This window comes from Microbacterium terrae (assembly GCF_017831975.1).
GTDB lineage: Bacteria > Actinomycetota > Actinomycetes > Actinomycetales > Microbacteriaceae > Microbacterium > Microbacterium terrae.
On record NZ_JAFDSS010000001.1, the window covers coordinates 30,470 to 46,801 of the forward strand.

The following is a 16,332-nucleotide window of genomic DNA, read 5'->3' on the forward strand; positions in this document are numbered from 1 at the left end:
ACGAGCAGGTAACGGCAGGGCCTCCCATCACGTCTCCGCGAGGCTTAGCGTGGACGGCATGGGAGACATGCGCGCCGAGGTCAAGGAGTTCCTCTCGACCCGCCGCGGCCGGCTGACGCCGGAGCAGGCAGGGCTCCCGGCGTACGGCGGGAACCGCCGCGTGTCGGGACTGCGGCGCGAGGAGGTCGCGATGCTCGCCGGGGTGTCGGTCGACTACTACGTGCGACTCGAGCGGGGCAATCTCGCCGGCGCGTCGGAGAGCGTGCTGGATTCGCTCGCGACCGCGCTGCAGCTCGACGATGCCGAGCGCCAGCACCTCTTCGACCTCGCCCGAGCGGCCGGCCCCGCGCCCCGGCGCCGGCGGAACCCCGCCAACGCGGTGCGCCCGGCCGTGCAGCAGGTGCTGGACGCGATCGCGGATGCGCCAGCCTGGGTGCGCAACGGCCGCCACGACATCATCGCGACCAATGCCCTCGGCCGCGCGCTGTACTCGCCCGTCTTCGACGACCCGCATCGCCCGGTCAACACCACGCGATTCGCCTACCTCAACCCGGCGGCGCGGGAGTTCTGGCGGGACTACGACCAGATCCTCCACGATGCGGCGTCGATGCTCCGCATGGAAGCGGGCCGCAACCCGCACGATCCCGAGCTCATCCGCCTCGTCGGCGAGCTCTCCACCAGCAGCGAGACGTTCCGCGAGCGATGGGCCTCGCGCGACGTGAAGTTCCACCGCAGCGGCATGAAGCGGCTGCACCACCCGGTGGTCGGCGACCTCGACCTGCAGTACGAGTCGATGGAGCTGCCGAGCGAACCGGGGCTGGTGCTGAACGTGTACACGGCCCCGGCGGGGTCGCCGTCGGCGGACGGGCTCCGGATGCTGGCCTCCTGGGTGGCGACCGGCGCGACCACTGCCCGCGTCGAGAAGCCGACGGGGTGATCAGGCGAGGTCGAGCGTGAACCGATAGCGCATGTCGTCGTCGAACCACATGCGGAAGTTCGTGCCCCACACGTTGTTGTGCAGGTTGACGTGGATGCCGTCGTCGGGCTGCGGCAACCGGTGGTCGAAGCGCAGCAGCGCAGGTTCGCCGACGGCGACCAGCGGTGAGTCGAGCGGGGTGAGCACCGCGCGGCGCGGGCCATCGAGGCGGGCATCCGACACCGCGTGCAGGCTGCGGTTGCCGCCCCGCACCACGGAGCGCGAGTCGACCGGCGTGCCGAGCTTCGTCAGATGCCAGGATGCGGCTGCGCCGACGCGGGGGCGGAACTCGAGCCAGGTCGCCTCCGGCAGCCGTGAGGCGTCACGGCCCGCGAGGTCGAGGGTGATCGAGATAGGCCCGCCGCCTGACGGGAACCGGTAGCAGAGACGGATGCTGCGCGGGGCGCCCCACGCCTGCGAGGCCTCCGCGGGCAGGGCGAGCACGAGCACGGCGGTCGCGCCGTCGTCGCCGTCGACGCGGTGGGCGGAGACCACCCGCGGGACGAACACCCTCGCCGGCAGCCGGTCGGCGATGCTCAGTCCCGGTTTGGACTGGTCGGGCACGGCCCAGAACGCGTTCTCGTCGAGTTCGCGGCAGTACTCGTCGAGCCAGCGCTGCTCGTCGCGCTCGTCGTAGGTCTGATGGCGAAGGCTCGCGAGGGGATGCTCAGGACCCGCCCAGTCGTGGCCGTCGGCGTCGGTCAGTCCGACGAGCGCACCGTCTGCGCCGAACCGTGCGCGGTAGACGCCCAGATCGTGGATCGCGGTGGGATCGATCGCGACGCCGTCACGGTCGCCCGCCTCGCCCGCCGGTCGCGCAGCTTCCAGCATGGCGGCCGCCTCGCCCCGCCGCTGCGGTGAGAGTGCGTCGAGGGCACGGTCGACGTACGCGCGCTGTTCCGCCCACGACGCCTCGAAGGCGGAGTACGTGAGGGGCGAGCGGTTCGCCCGCTGTGCCGGCGCCCACGCGTAGGCCGCGAAAGCCGGCGCGATACCCGCGGGGTCGACCGCATCCGCCGCCCGCGCCCGCTGGAAGTCCGCCTTCTCATAGTTGGCGTAGTCGGGAAGATAGGTCTTCAGATCCTTGCCCCAGGTGTGCTCGGCGATCAGGAGCAGGGCGTCGCTGAACGCCGCGATCTCAGGTTCGTCGACCCGCACCGTGCCCGCGTCGACCCAGCTCGCGCGCAGGCGCAGCAGCGCTCGCAGCTGCGACGTCAGCAGCGGGTCGCTCGCGGCGCCGTGGATCCACGAGTCGCCGATCTCGGCTTCGATGACAGGCAGACTCGCGCGGGACCGGAGCACCGCGGCACCGAAGGCGTCGAGGGTCGACGCGATCACTCTGGCTTCCGGATGCGCCGCCCGCAGCCGGGCGAACAGCTCCTCGATCGCCGCGATGGATGGCGGACCGTGGTTGTCGCCCGAGTGGGCGAGATGCAGGGCGGACTCGCCATCGGGCGCGACGGCGAGTCCGAGGTCGCCGGTGCCGTAGTCCTGCGCGTAGTTCACGACGACCTCGGTGCCGCCGGGGGCACGCCACACGAAGAACTCCGGCACCTCGGGGACTGCCGAGGCGGCGTTCACCCCGAGGTGGAGGAAGCCGAGGCCCGCGCGGGCGAGCAGCGGCACGATCCCGACTGTGTGGCCGGGCACGTCGGTCATCTTCGCCGCGATGGTCTCCACGCCGAATCGTGCGTCGAGCCCGCGGCCGATCGAGATCCCGTGCGCGAACAGGCCGGCATCCATCAGTTCGCTGTGCGAGGTGAGCGGCAGGCCGTGCCAGCGGATCCGGCCCGCGCGGATCGCCCGCTCGAGGGCGTCGCGCTCGGTGTCGCTCCCGGTCCGCAGCGCCTCGTGGATGAGCCACGAACCGGTGGTCCAGACGAAGCGGGCCTCGCCTCCGCGTCGGTCGAGTTCTTCGGCGAGGGCGATCGCACGGGGGAGGAATTCGTGCAGGTACCGCCGGGTGACGTTCGCCGCCGAGTCGGTGAACCCGATGTCGAGGTGCGTCTTGAAGACCACGTGAATCGTCGACACCACGTTCAGATCCTTCTCTCCATCGATCGGGTCGTAGCTGAGCGACCCTCAGTCTAGGGTTTTCCACCGCTTACCGGCATACTGCTGTCGGCCCTCATTGAGATTCGGAGCGATGATGCACGACAACCGGGAAGTCACCGAAGGACGGATCGAGCGTTTCGTTCGCGACATCCTCTTTCCAGCGCTGTATATCGAGCAGATTCCCCTCGCGGTAAGAGTGTGGGACGACCTCGACGAGCCGGTGCCGTTCGCCCACGCCGCCGCCCAGGCCTATCGCCCCGTCGAACTGCCGTACGCGTGGGGACGCGCGTGGTCGACGTCGTGGTTCCGAGCTGAGGGTCGCGTGCCCGAGCGCTGGCTGCGGGGCGACGACGCCGCGACGCGGGTCGAGCTCATCGTCGACCTGGGGTTCACTCACGACCGCCCGGGCTTCCAGGTCGAAGGTCTGGTGTTCCGGCCCGACGGCACCACCGTCAAGTCGGTGAATCCGCGCAGCAGCCACGTCCCCGTCGCTCAGACCGGCGACGGCATCGTCGACCTCTTGATCGAAGGAGCGGCGAATCCGAACATCGCGGGCGACTGGACGTGGAAGCCGACGCCGCTCGGCGACAAGCGCACCGCGGGCGATGAGCTGCTCTACGACTTCCGCCGATGCGACGTCGCACTGATGGACGTCACGGTATGGGAGCTGCTGCAGGACGTGTGGACGCTCGACGGACTCATGCGCGAGCTGCCCGTCGAGTCACCACGGCGGCACCGCATCCTCGGGGCCCTGGAGCGTCTGGTCGACGTGGTCGACCCGGCGGACGTGTCGGGCACCGCCGCGCAGGGACGCGACGCGCTCGTGCCGGCCCTCTCGGCGCCGGCGTCGGCGAGCAGCCACGCGGTCGTCGCGATCGGCCACGCGCACATAGACTCCGCGTGGCTCTGGCCCATCCGCGAGACGATCCGCAAGTGCGCCCGCACGTTCTCGAGCGTGCTCGCACTGATGGACGCCGACCCCGAGTTCCGCTTCGCGTGCTCGTCGGCCCAGCAGCTGAAGTGGATGAAGGACGACTACCCCGAGATCTTCGACCGGATCGTCGAGAAGGTGCGCAGCGGCCAGTTCATCCCGGTCGGCGGCATGTGGGTCGAGCCCGATATGAACCTCCCCGGCGCCGAGGCGATGGTGCGGCAGTTCGTCACCGGCAAGCGCTTCTTCCTCGAGGAGTTCGGCGTCGACACGCGTGAGGCGTGGGTGCCCGACACCTTCGGCTACTCCGGTGCTCTGCCGCAGATCATCCGCGCCTCCGGCACGGACTGGTTCCTGACGCAGAAGATCTCCTGGAACCAGACCAACACGATGCCGCATCACACCTTCCTCTGGGAGGGGATCGACGGCACCCGGGTGTTCACCCACTTCCCGCCCGCCGACACGTACGTGAGCGAGGTGTCGGGTGCCGAGCTCGCCCGCGCGGAGCGCACGTTCCACGACCATCGCGACGGGTCGGTCTCGCTCCTGCCCTTCGGATTCGGCGACGGCGGCGGCGGCCCCACGCGCGAGATGATGGCAGCCGTGCGGCGCACGCGCTCGCTCGAAGGCTCGCCGACGGTCGAGATCGACACCCCGGCCCGCTTCTTCGAACGGGCCGAGGCCGAGATGGCGCAGCCGCCGGTGTGGAGCGGCGAGCTCTATCTCGAGCTGCATCGCGCGAGCTACACCACGCAGCACCGCACGAAGCAGGGCAACCGCCGCAACGAGCACTGGCTGCGCGAGGCCGAGCTGTGGGCGGCGACCGCCGCGGTCCGCACCGGGGCGGACTACCCGTACGACGCCCTCGAGCGCATCTGGCAGCTCGTGCTGCTTCAGCAGTTCCACGACATCCTGCCCGGCACCTCGATCGCCTGGGTGCACCGCGAGGTCGAGGAGAACAACGTCGCGCTCGCCGCCGAGCTCGACGGGCTCATCGCCGAGGCGCTCGCGCGGTTCGATTCCGGTGACGGCGAGGCGTACCTCGCCAACGCCGCCCCATTCACCCGTGACGGCGTCGCGGCACTCGGCGCCGCCCGGCGCGCGACCTCGGCTGCTGCTCCGACGCTCGACCGCACGGTGGACGGTCACGTGCTCGACAACGGCCTCGTACGCGTCGTGATCGACGACCGCGGCCTGATCGTCTCGCTCGTCGATCTGACCACGGGGCGCGACGCGATCGCACCGGGCGCGGAGGGTAACCTGCTCCAGCTGCACCGCGATCTCCCGAACAAGTGGGATGCGTGGGATGTCGACGACCACTACCTGCGCGTCTCGACCGACATCGCCTCGATCTCGTCGATCGCCGGCGCGGAGCATCCGGGTGCCGTGTCGGTCACCGTCGCGCGCATGTTCGGCGCGTCGAGCATCGCCCAGACGCTCACCCTTCGAGCCGGTGACCCCGCCCTCCACATCGACAACGACGTCGACTGGCACGAGAAGTCCAAGCTGCTCAAGCTCGCCTTCCCGCTCGACGTGCACGCCGACCGGGTGGCCGCCGAGACGCAGTTCGGCCACGTGCAGCGCCCCACCCACAGCAACACGTCGTGGGATGCCGCGCGCTTCGAGCTGTGCGCGCACCGCTGGTTCCACGTGGCCGAGCCCGGCTTCGGCGTCGCGATCGCCAACGAGTCGAGCCACGGCTACGACGCGCAGCGCACGACCCGTGCCGACGGCGGCACGACGACGACGGCTCGGGTCTCGCTGCTGCGCGGGCCGACCTTCCCCGATCCGCGCGGCGACGAGGGGCGCCACCGCATCGGGCTGTCGATCCGGGTCGGCGCCGACGTGCGCGCGGCGATCCGCGAGGGCTACCGCCTCAACCTCGGCGACCGCAGGGCGCCCGGTCCGATCGCCCCGCTCGTGCGGGTCGATCATCCTGCCGTGCTCGTCGAGTCGGTGAAGCTCGCCGAAGACCGCGGCGGCGACGTCGTGGTGCGGCTCTACGAGTCGGAGGGTGCCCGCGCGACGACGCGGGTCGCGTTCGACTTCGACGTCGCCGAGGTCGTCGCGACCGACCTGATCGAGCGCGAGATCGACCCGCCCGCCGGCTTCGTGCGCGAGGGGGAGGCGGTATCGCTCCGGCTGCGGCCGTTCCAGCTCGTGACCCTGCGGGTGCGCCGGGCGTGACCTGACGGAGCGGGCCGAGCCATCGGTCCGCTCCCGTTCAGGAGGGGGTGAGCACGACGTGTGCTCCCGGGGCCAGCACGAGGGCCGCCCCGTCGTACTCCTCGCCGTCGAGCGCCACGCGCACGCCGGGGAACAGCGCACTCGCGTCGATGCGGATCGAGCGCTCGTCGTCGGCGAGGTTCCACACGGTGAAGCCGTCGGCGGCGTACCGGTAGCGCACCCGATAGGCCGACTGCGCGAGCGTCACCTCCCCGTGCTCCGCGATGCGCGGGGCGATCAGGAGATCGGCGTCGAGGGCCGGACGCAGGCCGAGGTACTCGTGGAAGAGCACCCAGGCGTAGACGCAGGGGTACTCGTAGTAGTGCTCGGCGCCGTGCCAGGAGGTTCCGTCGACGTAGTACACGTGGCCCATGTCGTAGCGCTCGCCCATGATCCAGGCATCCCGCTCGCCCTCACGCGCCACCTGCTCGAGCTGACGACGGAGCATGCTGCCGTCGCCTCGGGACGCCCAGAACGCGGCATCCCAGCACCAGTAGCGACCGGCGGCGCACAGGTCGTACGGCCCGCCGTCGCCGATCTCGGCATCGGTGTAGTCGGCGATGCGCGCCGAGAGGAACGTCGGGAACCGCTGGAACTCGGGCAGCTCCCGTTCGACGAGCTCGAGCACCGCCTGCTGCTGCGCGTCGTCCGCCGCGCCGACGAGGACGGGGAGGATGTTCGCGAGCAGGTGGATGTGGTCGTGCGGGCGCCCCGACCGATCGACCCAGTCGACGAAGTGTCGCGTGTCGGCATCCCACCACCCGTGCGGGAGCGGCTGCGTGAGCGAGGCCGCCAGGGCGTCGCTCAGCGACCGGTAGCGCGCCGCCTGGGCGTCGCGCCCGAGCAGGTCCTCCAGCTGCGCCAGCAGGTCGAACGATCGCACGGCGAGAGCCTGCGCCATCGTCTCGCGGCCGTCCTTGATGACCTGGTCCTCGTAGTACACGTCGCCCCACAGGCGCCCGAGCACGTCGATGTGCAGCTCGATGCCCGAGGCGGCCCCCTCGATGTCGGCGATGCTGCGACGCAGCCAGTCGAGGTCCGCGGTGCGCGCGACGAACAGCCAGATCGATTCGAGCACCTCGATGTTGCCGGTGACCAGGAACATCACGGCGTTCTCGGTGCCGTCCATGCTGCCTCGGCGCACGTGGTATTCGCGGTCGCCGTTGGGCTGCACCGCGCACGGATCGCGCCAGAGCCCCGTCGGGTCTTCGCGCATCAGGCGCAGCTGCAGCTCGATCATGCGTCGGACGACGTCGCGGTCGAGGTCTCCGCCCCACGCCAGCCGGCCCTTGATCTGGAACTCGTGATCGACGTCGGGATAGGTGCCGGCGTACATGCCCGCCATGGTGCTGCGCACGTAGCCGATCGGGTCGGGGTACTCGGCGGCCGTGGTCCGTTCGATCACCGACGGCAGCATCGTGCCCCAGTAGAACCCCGCCGCTGCGTCGGCGAGCAGCTCGCCGCCGGGGAGATCGAGGGCGAACCGGCCTCCGGTGACGTCGGCGTGCGGGCGGGCGCGATGGTGCGTGAGGCGAGCGGATGCCGCCCCCACGGCGACCGTCCATGCGGTGTCGCCCGGGGTGGCGGTGATGGCGCCGTCGGCCTCGAGGTGCCAGGCGCCGTCGGCGGCGAACGCGTCGACCGGGAGCATCCAGCACGCCCCTGAGCCCGAGAGGGTGCGGCCGGTCGCGTCGCTCGGGAGCACGAACAGCTCGGCGTCGCCGTCGAGCACGAACGCCGGCCCCGGGGGGAAGCGGAACTCGATCGACGTGCGGCCGCCCGTGGCGGTGACGGTCCAGGTGCCCGCGTCGGCCGGGGCGATGGCGCCGTCGCTCGCCGGCAGCGAGACGGCACCGATGGTGGTGGTGGTGGCGGTCACGACGTGAGCCCCTCGCCGCGCGCTGCGAGCTGCTCAGCGATCGCGCTCAGCAGGGCGGCCGGCAGCTCCAAGGCGTGCAGCTCGGCGAACACCTCGGCGTCGGGTCGGCCCGAGGTGAGCACACGCCAGGCTGCCGTCTTGTCCTCGTAGGCGTACTGCGCCGCATTGAGCACGGCGAACAGCCGGTCGGTCGTCCCGCGGGTGCGCGGTGACGGATCGGCGGCGGTCGTCGCGACCAGCGGCGCGCGCACGTCGCCCCGCACCGTCACCGTCGCCCCGCGCGGCGTGACGTCGGCGCCCGGCACCTCGTCGGCACCGAGCGCGAGGAAGGTGATCATCCAGGTGCGCGTCTCGGGCACGACGCCGTCGGGCCCGTCGGCCGGCAGCACGGTCAGCTCGCCGGGCGCCTGCTCCCAGCGGATGGTCGTGCGCACGATCTCGCCGCCGACCACGCCGTCGTCCTCGACGAGGGTGAACTCCCCGTCCGCGCCGGGCGCGACGACGATCTCGAACGCGGCCGGGTTGGCTGCGGCATCCGTGTCGGCTGCGCTCGCGAGCGGGAGGATGCCGCCGGCCGGCAGGAGCACCGGAATGGAGTCGAGCGCGCGGTGCAGGGCGACGTTGCGTCCGCCCTGCGACACGGCCCCGGTGTGCACGTCGATCCACGTGCCGGGCGGCAGCCACGCGTCGGCCCGGCCGAGGAGCGTCACCGGGTCTCGCGGCGACGTGATCGGGGCGACGAGCAGCTCGCTGCCGAACAGGTACTGGCGCGGGGAGGCGTACGCCTCTGGGTGCTCGGGCCACGCGTGGTACAGCGGCAGCACGAGGGGGATGTCGTCGGATGCCGCGCGGTGGTTCATGGTGTGGAGGTACGGCACGAGCCGGACGCGCAGACGCAGCGCTTCGCCGAGTGCCGCGCGGGTCTCGGCGGGGAAGTTCCACGGCTCCTTCGACAGGAACGGGCTGTCCGCCGAGTGCAGCCGGAGGATGGGGGAGTAGACGCCCAGCTGAACCCAGCGCGCGGTCAGCTCGTCGTCGCGGGTGCCGAACATGTGCCCGCCGATGTCGTGGCTCCACCACCCGTAGCCGATGTTCGATGCGGTGGCGGTGAACTCGGGCTGGAAGTCGAGCGAGTCCCAGCTGATGATGGTGTCGCCCGAGAATCCGAGCGGGTAGCGGTGGCTGCCGGGGCCCGCGTAGCGCGAAAGCAGCAGCGGATGCTCGCCGCCGCGGCCGGAGTCCAGGTAGTGGAAGTGGTTCAGCATCCACAGCGGATCGATGCCGGCCACGCGCGAGTGCGGGCCGTGCTGCCAGTCCATCCACCAGAAGTCGACCCCCTGCGCCTCCATCGGGTGATGGAGCACGGTGAGGTAGGCCTCGAGGAAGGCGGGGTCGTCGATGTCGAACGGGATGCGCGCGCCGGTGGCCGCATCGAGACCGAGGGCCTCCGCCATCGCCGGGTAGGCGTCTTCGTACGAGCGCACGCCGTCGGCCGGGTGGAGGTTCAGGGTCGCGCGCATGCCGCGCTCGTGCAGCGCCGCGAGGAATCCCCCCGGGTCGGGGAACAGCTCCGGCTCCCAGCTGTAGCCGGTCCAGGGGCTGCCGTGCTCGGCGGGCACGCTGTCGACGCGGTGCCAGTCCATGTCGATGACGGCGACCGAGAAGCGCACGTCCTCCGCGTCGAAGCGATCGAGGAGCGCCAGGTACGAGTCCTGCGAGTAGCGGTGGTACCGGCTCCACCAGTTGCCGAGCGCCCACCGGGGCAGCACCGGCTGCGAGCCCGAGACCGCGTAGAACGCCCGCAGGGCAGCTGCGAAGTCGTGCGCGTAGGCGAAGACGTACAGGTCGTGCCCCGCCTCGGCGTGCGGGCCCACCCACCCGTCGTCGGTGAACGCGGAGGATGTCGAGTCGTCGACGACGCCCACGCCTTTGCGCGAGATGATCCCGCTGTCGAGCTCGGTGCGGCCGTCGACGGCGTCGAGCGTGCGGGCCGTGCCCCCGAGATCTTCCCGCTCGCCGAACTTCCACTCCTCGAGGCCGCGCCCCGGCCCGAGCGGGCGGATGCGCAGCCCACTCGGACTGAACGGCCGCCGGTCGTAGCGCAGGTGGAACCGTGACGTGATGATCTCGAGGGCATCCGGCCCGTCGATCACCTCGAAGTCGGGCACCGTCAGCGCGCGGTTCAGCGCGAATGTCGTCGCCCGGTCCTCGAACGCCCCGTCGTCGGACCACTCCGCGCGCACGAGGCCGTCGGTGAGGACGGTGAACCTCCAGCGATCGCCGGCGACTATCGCATCGGGATGGGCGAGGGGAGCCGACACGAGACGCAGGTGAGGCGGGACTACAGCGCTGTACACGGTGATGATCCTAAGATGAGCGGATGAGGAGTGGAAGACCGGGCGGCAAGGTCAGGCTCGAGGACGTCGCGAACCTCGCCGGCGTCTCGATGAAGACGGTGTCGAACGTGGTCCACGACCACCCGCACGTCTCGGCGAAGATGCGCGAGCGCGTGCAGTCGGCGATCGACCAGCTCGGCTACCGGCCCAACCTCACGGCCCGCCGGCTCGCGACCGGCCGGACCGGGATGCTCGCACTGGCCATCCCCGAGATCGACCAGCCGTACTTCGCCGAGATCGTCCGCTATGTGGCTGCAGAGGCGGCCGGGCGCGGGTACCGGGTCATCGTCGAGCAGACCCTCAGCGAGGTGGAGGCCGAGCGGGCGATCATCAGCGATCGCGAGGAAGGGCTCGTCGACGGCGTGATCTTCCACCCGATGCGCATCGACACGATGGAGATCGCGCGGCTGCGGCCCGACACCCCGCTCGTGCTGCTCGGCGAGGTGGCGCGGCCGCTGACGACCGACCACGTCATGATCGACAACGTCGCCGCGGCTCGGGTGGGCGTGGAGCTGCTGATCGCCCAGGGACGGTCGCGCATCGGATTCCTGGCCCTGGTGCACGGCGACATCACCGAATCGACGCACCTGCGGCTGCTCGGCTACCAGGAGGCGCTGGTCGCCGCGGGGATGCAGATCGACCCGCAGCTCGTGCTCGAGAGCACCGGCTGGACCGTTGAGGAGGTGATGCAGACGCTGCTCGACGCCCTGGCGGCCGGCATCCGGTTCGATGCGATCGTGTGCCGCGACGACCTCTTCGCGATGGCGGCGATGAAGGCCCTCGACCGGGCGGGGCTGTCGGTGCCGGGCGATGTCGCCGTGCTCGGCTGGGACGACACCCGGTTCGCGCGCTACAGCACGCCGGCGATCTCGAGCGTCTCGCCCGACAAGGCCGCGATCGCCCGGACGGCTCTCGATCTGCTCGAGGAGCGGATGAACGGATACGACGGGGTCGGACGCCACCGCATCGCACCGCACGCGGTGGTCGAACGGGAGACGACGGCGCCGAAGTAGATATTTCCAGCGCTGGAAATTGTCACTAGGCTTCCCCCTATGCATGAGGAAGTGCGCGCGTCCGCGCAGGACGGCACCTACCCCCGACCCCAGCTCGTCCGCCACCGATGGCTCGATCTGAGCGGGGAGTGGGACTTCACCTACGGCGACGAGGTCGACCCGGTCGGCCCCGGTGGCGTCCCGAGCGACCTGCCGCGGACGATCGTCGTCCCCTACCCGCCAGAGTCGCCGCTCTCGGGCATCCACGACACCGGCTTCCATCGCGTGCTCTGGTATCGCCGCCGCGTCACGTCCGACGAGGTCGCCGAGACAGGCCACGGCGACGGGCGCACCCTGCTCCTGCACTTCGGTGCGGTCGACTTCGCCGCCGATGTCTGGATCGACGGCGCTCACGTCGGGTCTCATCGGGGTGGACACACCCCGTTCCACGTCGCGGTGCCGACGCCGGGCGCGGGCTTCGACGTGGTGGTGCGTGCAGTCGACGACCCGCACGACGTCAGCCAGCCGCGCGGGAAGCAGGACTGGCGCGTCGACCCGCACTCGATCTGGTACCACCGCACGTCGGGGATCTGGCAGCCGGTGTGGCTCGAATCGGTTCCCGAACTGCACATCACGCGGGTCGCGTGGCGCCCCGACGTGCCGCACGACCGCGTTCACCTCGCTCTCGAACTGTCGCACCGGCCGACCCGGCCGGTCGAGGCCCGTGTCACGCTCACCCGCGACGACCGCGTGCTCGCGGAGGTGGGCGTTGTGCTCGATGGTCCGGGCGGCGACGTCGACATCGTGATCCCGGCGCTATCGACCGAGCAGGGGTTCGACGAGCTGCTCTGGTCGCCCGAGCATCCCGTGCTCGTCGACGCCCGGATCGAGCTCGTCGGTGCCGACGGCGCTGCCGACGGTGCTGTCGACGTGGTCGCGTCGTACGTCGGCCTGCGCTCGATCGAGACGGCGGGCGACACGTTCCTGCTGAACGGGCGGCCCCATCCGATCCACGGCGTCCTGTCGCAGGGCTACTGGCCCCAGTCGCACCTGGCAGCGCCGTCGGCGGCCGCCCTGCGGGCCGAGGTCGAGCTCATCCTCGACCTCGGGTTCACCACCGCTCGGCTCCACCAGAAGGCGGAGGATCCGCGGCTGCTGTACTGGGCCGACCGGCTGGGGCTGATGGTGTGGGTCGAGTTGCCGAGCGCGTTCCAGCACTCCGATTCCGCCGTGATGAACCTCGCGGCGGAGTGGACCGAGATCGTGCGCCGTGACGCGTCGCACCCGAGCGTGGTCGCGTGGGTGCCGCTCAACGAGAGCTGGGCGGTGCGGCACATCGCGACCGACCCGCGGCAGCAGGCGTTCGCGCGCTCGCTGTACCACCTGACGCACACCCTCGACGGGTCGCGGCCGGTCATCTCGAACGACGGGTGGGAGCACGTGGAGTCCGATCTGCTCACGCTGCACGACTACACGAACGACGCGGAGGAGCTGTCGGCGCGGTACGGCACCCGTGCCGCGATCGCTGCGGCGGTCGAGGGCGTCGCCCCCTTCGGCAAGCGGGTGCTGGTCGGCACTCCCGCCGAGGCTGCGGCGACGGCATCCGCCCCCGTCGTTCTCAGCGAGTTCGGCGGCGTCGCCTTCACGCCCGATGCCGGTGTGGACTCGTGGGGGTATCGGCTCGTCGGGAGCGCCGACGACCTCGACCGTCACCTCACGGCGATCTTCGGAGCGCTCCACGCGAGCACGGCGCTCGCCGGGTGGGTGTACACGCAGCTGACCGACACGGTGCAGGAGCGCAACGGATTGGTGGACGAGAACCGGGTGCCGAAGCTGCCGGTCGAGCGCATCCGCCGGATCGTCCGCGGGGAGTGAGCGCGGTGCGTCCCGAATTCCACTTCACCGCGGATGCCGGCTGGATCAACGATCCGCACGGCATCCGCCACCACGGCGGTCGCTACCAGGTGTTCTTCCAGCAGGTCCCCGGACGCACCGACTGGGCTCGCGACGTGCACTGGGGGCACGCAGTCGGCGACGACCTGCTGTCGCTGCGGCAGCTGCCGATCGCGATCTCTCCGGGCGAGGGCGACGGCGGCATCTGGACAGGATCCCTCGTCGTCGACGACGCCGGCGACGCGCGGATCTTCTACACGTCGACCGACCTGCCGACGCTCGATCACGGACGCATCCGCACGGCCACGCCCCGCGACGACGACTGGATCGCCTGGCGCAAGGGCGACGTCGTCGCCGAGACGCCGGCCGGGATGAGCGTGTTCCGCGACCCATGGGTGTTCCGCGACGGCAGCGGGTGGAGCATGGTGGTGGGCGGCCGCCACGACGACGGTGCGGCCGCCATCGTCTCGTACCGGTCGGACGATCTGCACACGTGGTCGTACGGCGGCCTCGCGCTGCGACCCGCCGAAGACCCCGACACCGCGCTCGCGCGGAACACGCTGTGGGAGTGTCCCCAGCTGTTCGAGATCGACGGCCGGCACGTGCTCGTGCTCTCGGTGGAGGACCCTGGCGAGCCGCGCTATGTCGGCTACGCCGTCGGACGCTGGAGCGACGGGCGATTCGACGCCGAGGCGTGGGGGCGACTGAGCTTCAGTCGCAGCCCCTATGCGCCGACCTTCTTCCCTGACGCCGTCGGACGGCCGTCACTCGTGTTCTGGCTCTCCGAGACCGCGGGCGAGGACTGGGCCGGGACGCTCAGCATCCCCTACCTGCTCTCGCTCGACGGCGACGCTCTCACCCTCGAACCGCACCCCGATCTGCTGCGTCATCGGCGCCCGCAGTCGGGCCCGGCTGTCGATGCGCCCGCCGTCGACATCGAGTGGTCGCCGAGCGAGGGCGACGCCCTCACGATCGACGGCACCGCGGGCGCGCTCGTCGCGCTGCGGATCGACGGCGACGAGGTGCAGGTGGAGACTGCCGTGCAGACATCGCGGATGCCGCTCGCCGGCGTCGTCCGGATCATCATCGACGGGCCCGTGCTCGAGGTCACCACCGGGCTCGGCGTGTTCGGCGCGCTCGTCGCACCCGGTTCGCGGCTCACGGTCGGCGGCGACCTGGACGGAGCCCGCATCCACCCCCTCGTGCGCGCATGACCGCCGCGGCCTCGTCAGCGCCGGTCGAGATCGACGGTTCCCGCCCGGTGCGGTCGGTGTTCCGCCTCCTCGGCCGCTACCGTCGCCGGGTCGTCACGTCGGCCATGATCTTCCCGATCAAGGACTCCCCGCGCTGGCTCATGCCGGTGGTGACCGCCCAGGTCATCGACCTCGTCGTGGCGGGCGGCCCGCTCGATGAGCTTGCGCTGTGGGCGGGCATCGCCTTTCTCGCCCTCGCGCAGAACTACCCGACGCACGTGCTGTGGACCCGGCTGTTCATGGGTGCCGTCCGCCAGAGCGGGGCCGACCTGCGCAACGCCCTCACCGCGCGGCTGCAGACCCTGTCGATCGGCTTCCATCGGCGCGTGTCGAGCTCGATCGTGCAGACCAAGGTCGTCCGCGACGTCGAGAACATCGAGCTGATGCTCCAGCAGGTGACTCACTCGGTGCTGGCTGAGTCGATGGTGATCATCGGCGCGATCGTGGTCACGGCGATAACGATGCCCTACTTCCTGCCGGTGTACGCCCTCACGATCCCCATCGCCGTGGCGATGCGGTCGCTCCTGGCGGCGCGGTCGCGGCGCCGCAACGAAGCCTTCCGCCGCGACGTCGAGGTGTTCTCGAGCCGCGTCGGTGAGATGGCGACGCTCATGCCCATCACCCGTGCGCACGGGCTCGAAGCCACCGCCCGCGCCCGTGTCGCGGAGGGAGCGGACGAGGTGGCTACCTCGGGCTACGCGCTCGACATGCTCAACGGCCGGTTCCAGTCGCTGTCGTGGATCGTGCTGCAACTGCTGTCGGTGGGCTGCCTGGTCACCGCGGCCGCGGTGGCGATCATCAACCCCGGCTCGATCACGGCCGGTGAGGTGGTGCAGCTGTCGTCGTACTTCGGGCTGATCACCGGGGGGCTCACCCAGGTGCTCATGCTCTGGCCGATCGCGGCAAAGGGCATCGAGTCGGTGCGCTCGATCGGCGAGGTGCTCGCCGACCCCGACCTGGAGGAGAACGAGGGCAAGCGCGTCGTCACGGAGGTCACCGGCGCCCTGCGCTTCGAGGCGGTCACCTTCCGCTACGACGACGATCGCGAACCTGCCCTTCGAGACATCGACCTCGCCATCGCGGCCGGCGAGACGGTGGCGTTCGTCGGGTCGTCGGGGTCGGGCAAGTCGACGCTGCTGAACCTCGCGCTCGGCTTCCTCCGTCCGACCCGTGGCCGACTGCTCATCGACGGGATGGATGCCGCGGCACTCGACCTGCGCACGTTCCGTCGTCACGTGTCGGTGGTGCCGCAGGAGTCGGTGCTCTTCGAGGGATCGATCCGCGACAACGTGGCCTACGGGCTCGGCGAGGTGTCGGACGAGCGGGTGCGGCGCGCTCTCGAAGACGCCAACGCGGCGGAGATCGTCGACGCGCTGCCGGAGGGATGGCACACCGTCGCCGGAGAGCGCGGCGCACGTCTGTCGGGCGGGCAGCGCCAGCGCATCGCCATCGCGCGCGCCCTCGTGCGAGACCCCGAGGTGCTGCTCCTCGATGAGGCGACGTCGGCGCTCGACCCCGAGTCCGAGGGGCTCGTGCGCGATGCGCTCGCCCGCCTGATGCGCGGGCGCACGACGCTCGTGGTGGCGCACCGGCTGTCGACGATCCGCGGCGCCGACCGCATCGTCGTCATGGAGCACGGGCGCATCGTCGAGGTGGGAAGCCATGCCGAGCTCATGGCGCGCGGCGGACGCTACAGCAGGCTCGAGCGCGCCCAGCAGGCGCCGGAGTAGG

General features: G+C 71.1%; 9 protein-coding genes. 6 read left to right on the plus strand and 3 right to left on the minus strand.

Features of this window, described 5'->3' with window-relative positions; translation table 11 throughout:
• Nucleotides 1-58 precede the first annotated feature (58 nt).
• Nucleotides 59-937, plus strand: coding sequence for a helix-turn-helix transcriptional regulator (locus JOD63_RS00135; RefSeq protein ID WP_045276356.1), 879 nt, complete (start codon nucleotides 59-61; stop codon nucleotides 935-937).
• On the opposite strand, the gene JOD63_RS00140 is transcribed toward JOD63_RS00135, so the two are convergent.
• On the minus strand, nucleotides 938-3,013 hold the full coding sequence (locus JOD63_RS00140) for a DUF5054 domain-containing protein (protein ID WP_052682547.1): 2,076 nt from the start codon (nucleotides 3,011-3,013) through the stop codon (nucleotides 938-940).
• Nucleotides 3,014-3,125: 112 nt separating this feature from the next.
• Here JOD63_RS00140 and JOD63_RS00145 point away from each other — a divergent pair, with 112 nt between their 5' ends.
• Entirely contained in the window at nucleotides 3,126-6,149 is a 3,024-nt protein-coding gene (locus JOD63_RS00145) for an alpha-mannosidase (protein ID WP_045276489.1), read from the plus strand.
• 37 nt (nucleotides 6,150-6,186) lie between these two features.
• Here the strand turns inward: JOD63_RS00145 and JOD63_RS00150 are convergent, their stop codons facing one another.
• Together JOD63_RS00150 and JOD63_RS00155 are read right to left on the minus strand one after the other, a co-directional pair.
• Nucleotides 6,187-8,067, minus strand: coding sequence for a hypothetical protein (locus JOD63_RS00150; protein ID WP_052682548.1), 1,881 nt, complete (start codon nucleotides 8,065-8,067; stop codon nucleotides 6,187-6,189).
• On the minus strand, nucleotides 8,064-10,424 hold the full coding sequence (locus JOD63_RS00155; RefSeq protein WP_052682549.1) for a glycoside hydrolase family 31 protein: 2,361 nt from the start codon (nucleotides 10,422-10,424) through the stop codon (nucleotides 8,064-8,066). Before JOD63_RS00155 ends, JOD63_RS00150 begins: the two co-directional genes overlap by 4 nt.
• A gap of 23 nt (nucleotides 10,425-10,447) precedes the next feature.
• Between JOD63_RS00155 and JOD63_RS00160 the strand changes: the two genes are divergently transcribed.
• The 4 genes from JOD63_RS00160 to JOD63_RS00175 are packed head-to-tail and all read left to right on the plus strand — an operon-like array spanning nucleotide 10,448 to nucleotide 16,331.
• Nucleotides 10,448-11,476 (plus strand): LacI family DNA-binding transcriptional regulator, encoded by a 1,029-nt coding sequence (locus JOD63_RS00160; protein ID WP_084613609.1) that lies wholly within the window; start codon nucleotides 10,448-10,450, stop codon nucleotides 11,474-11,476.
• A gap of 39 nt (nucleotides 11,477-11,515) precedes the next feature.
• A complete protein-coding gene (locus JOD63_RS00165; RefSeq protein ID WP_045276358.1) occupies nucleotides 11,516-13,330 on the plus strand; it encodes a glycoside hydrolase family 2 protein in 1,815 nt (604 codons plus the stop codon).
• On the plus strand, nucleotides 13,327-14,562 hold the full coding sequence (locus JOD63_RS00170) for a glycoside hydrolase family 32 protein (protein ID WP_052682550.1): 1,236 nt from the start codon (nucleotides 13,327-13,329) through the stop codon (nucleotides 14,560-14,562). The genes JOD63_RS00165 and JOD63_RS00170 overlap by 4 nt, the downstream gene beginning before the upstream one ends.
• Entirely contained in the window at nucleotides 14,559-16,331 is a 1,773-nt protein-coding gene (locus tag JOD63_RS00175) for an ABC transporter ATP-binding protein (protein WP_045276359.1), read from the plus strand. Before JOD63_RS00170 ends, JOD63_RS00175 begins: the two co-directional genes overlap by 4 nt.
• Nucleotide 16,332: the final 1 nt, after the last annotated feature.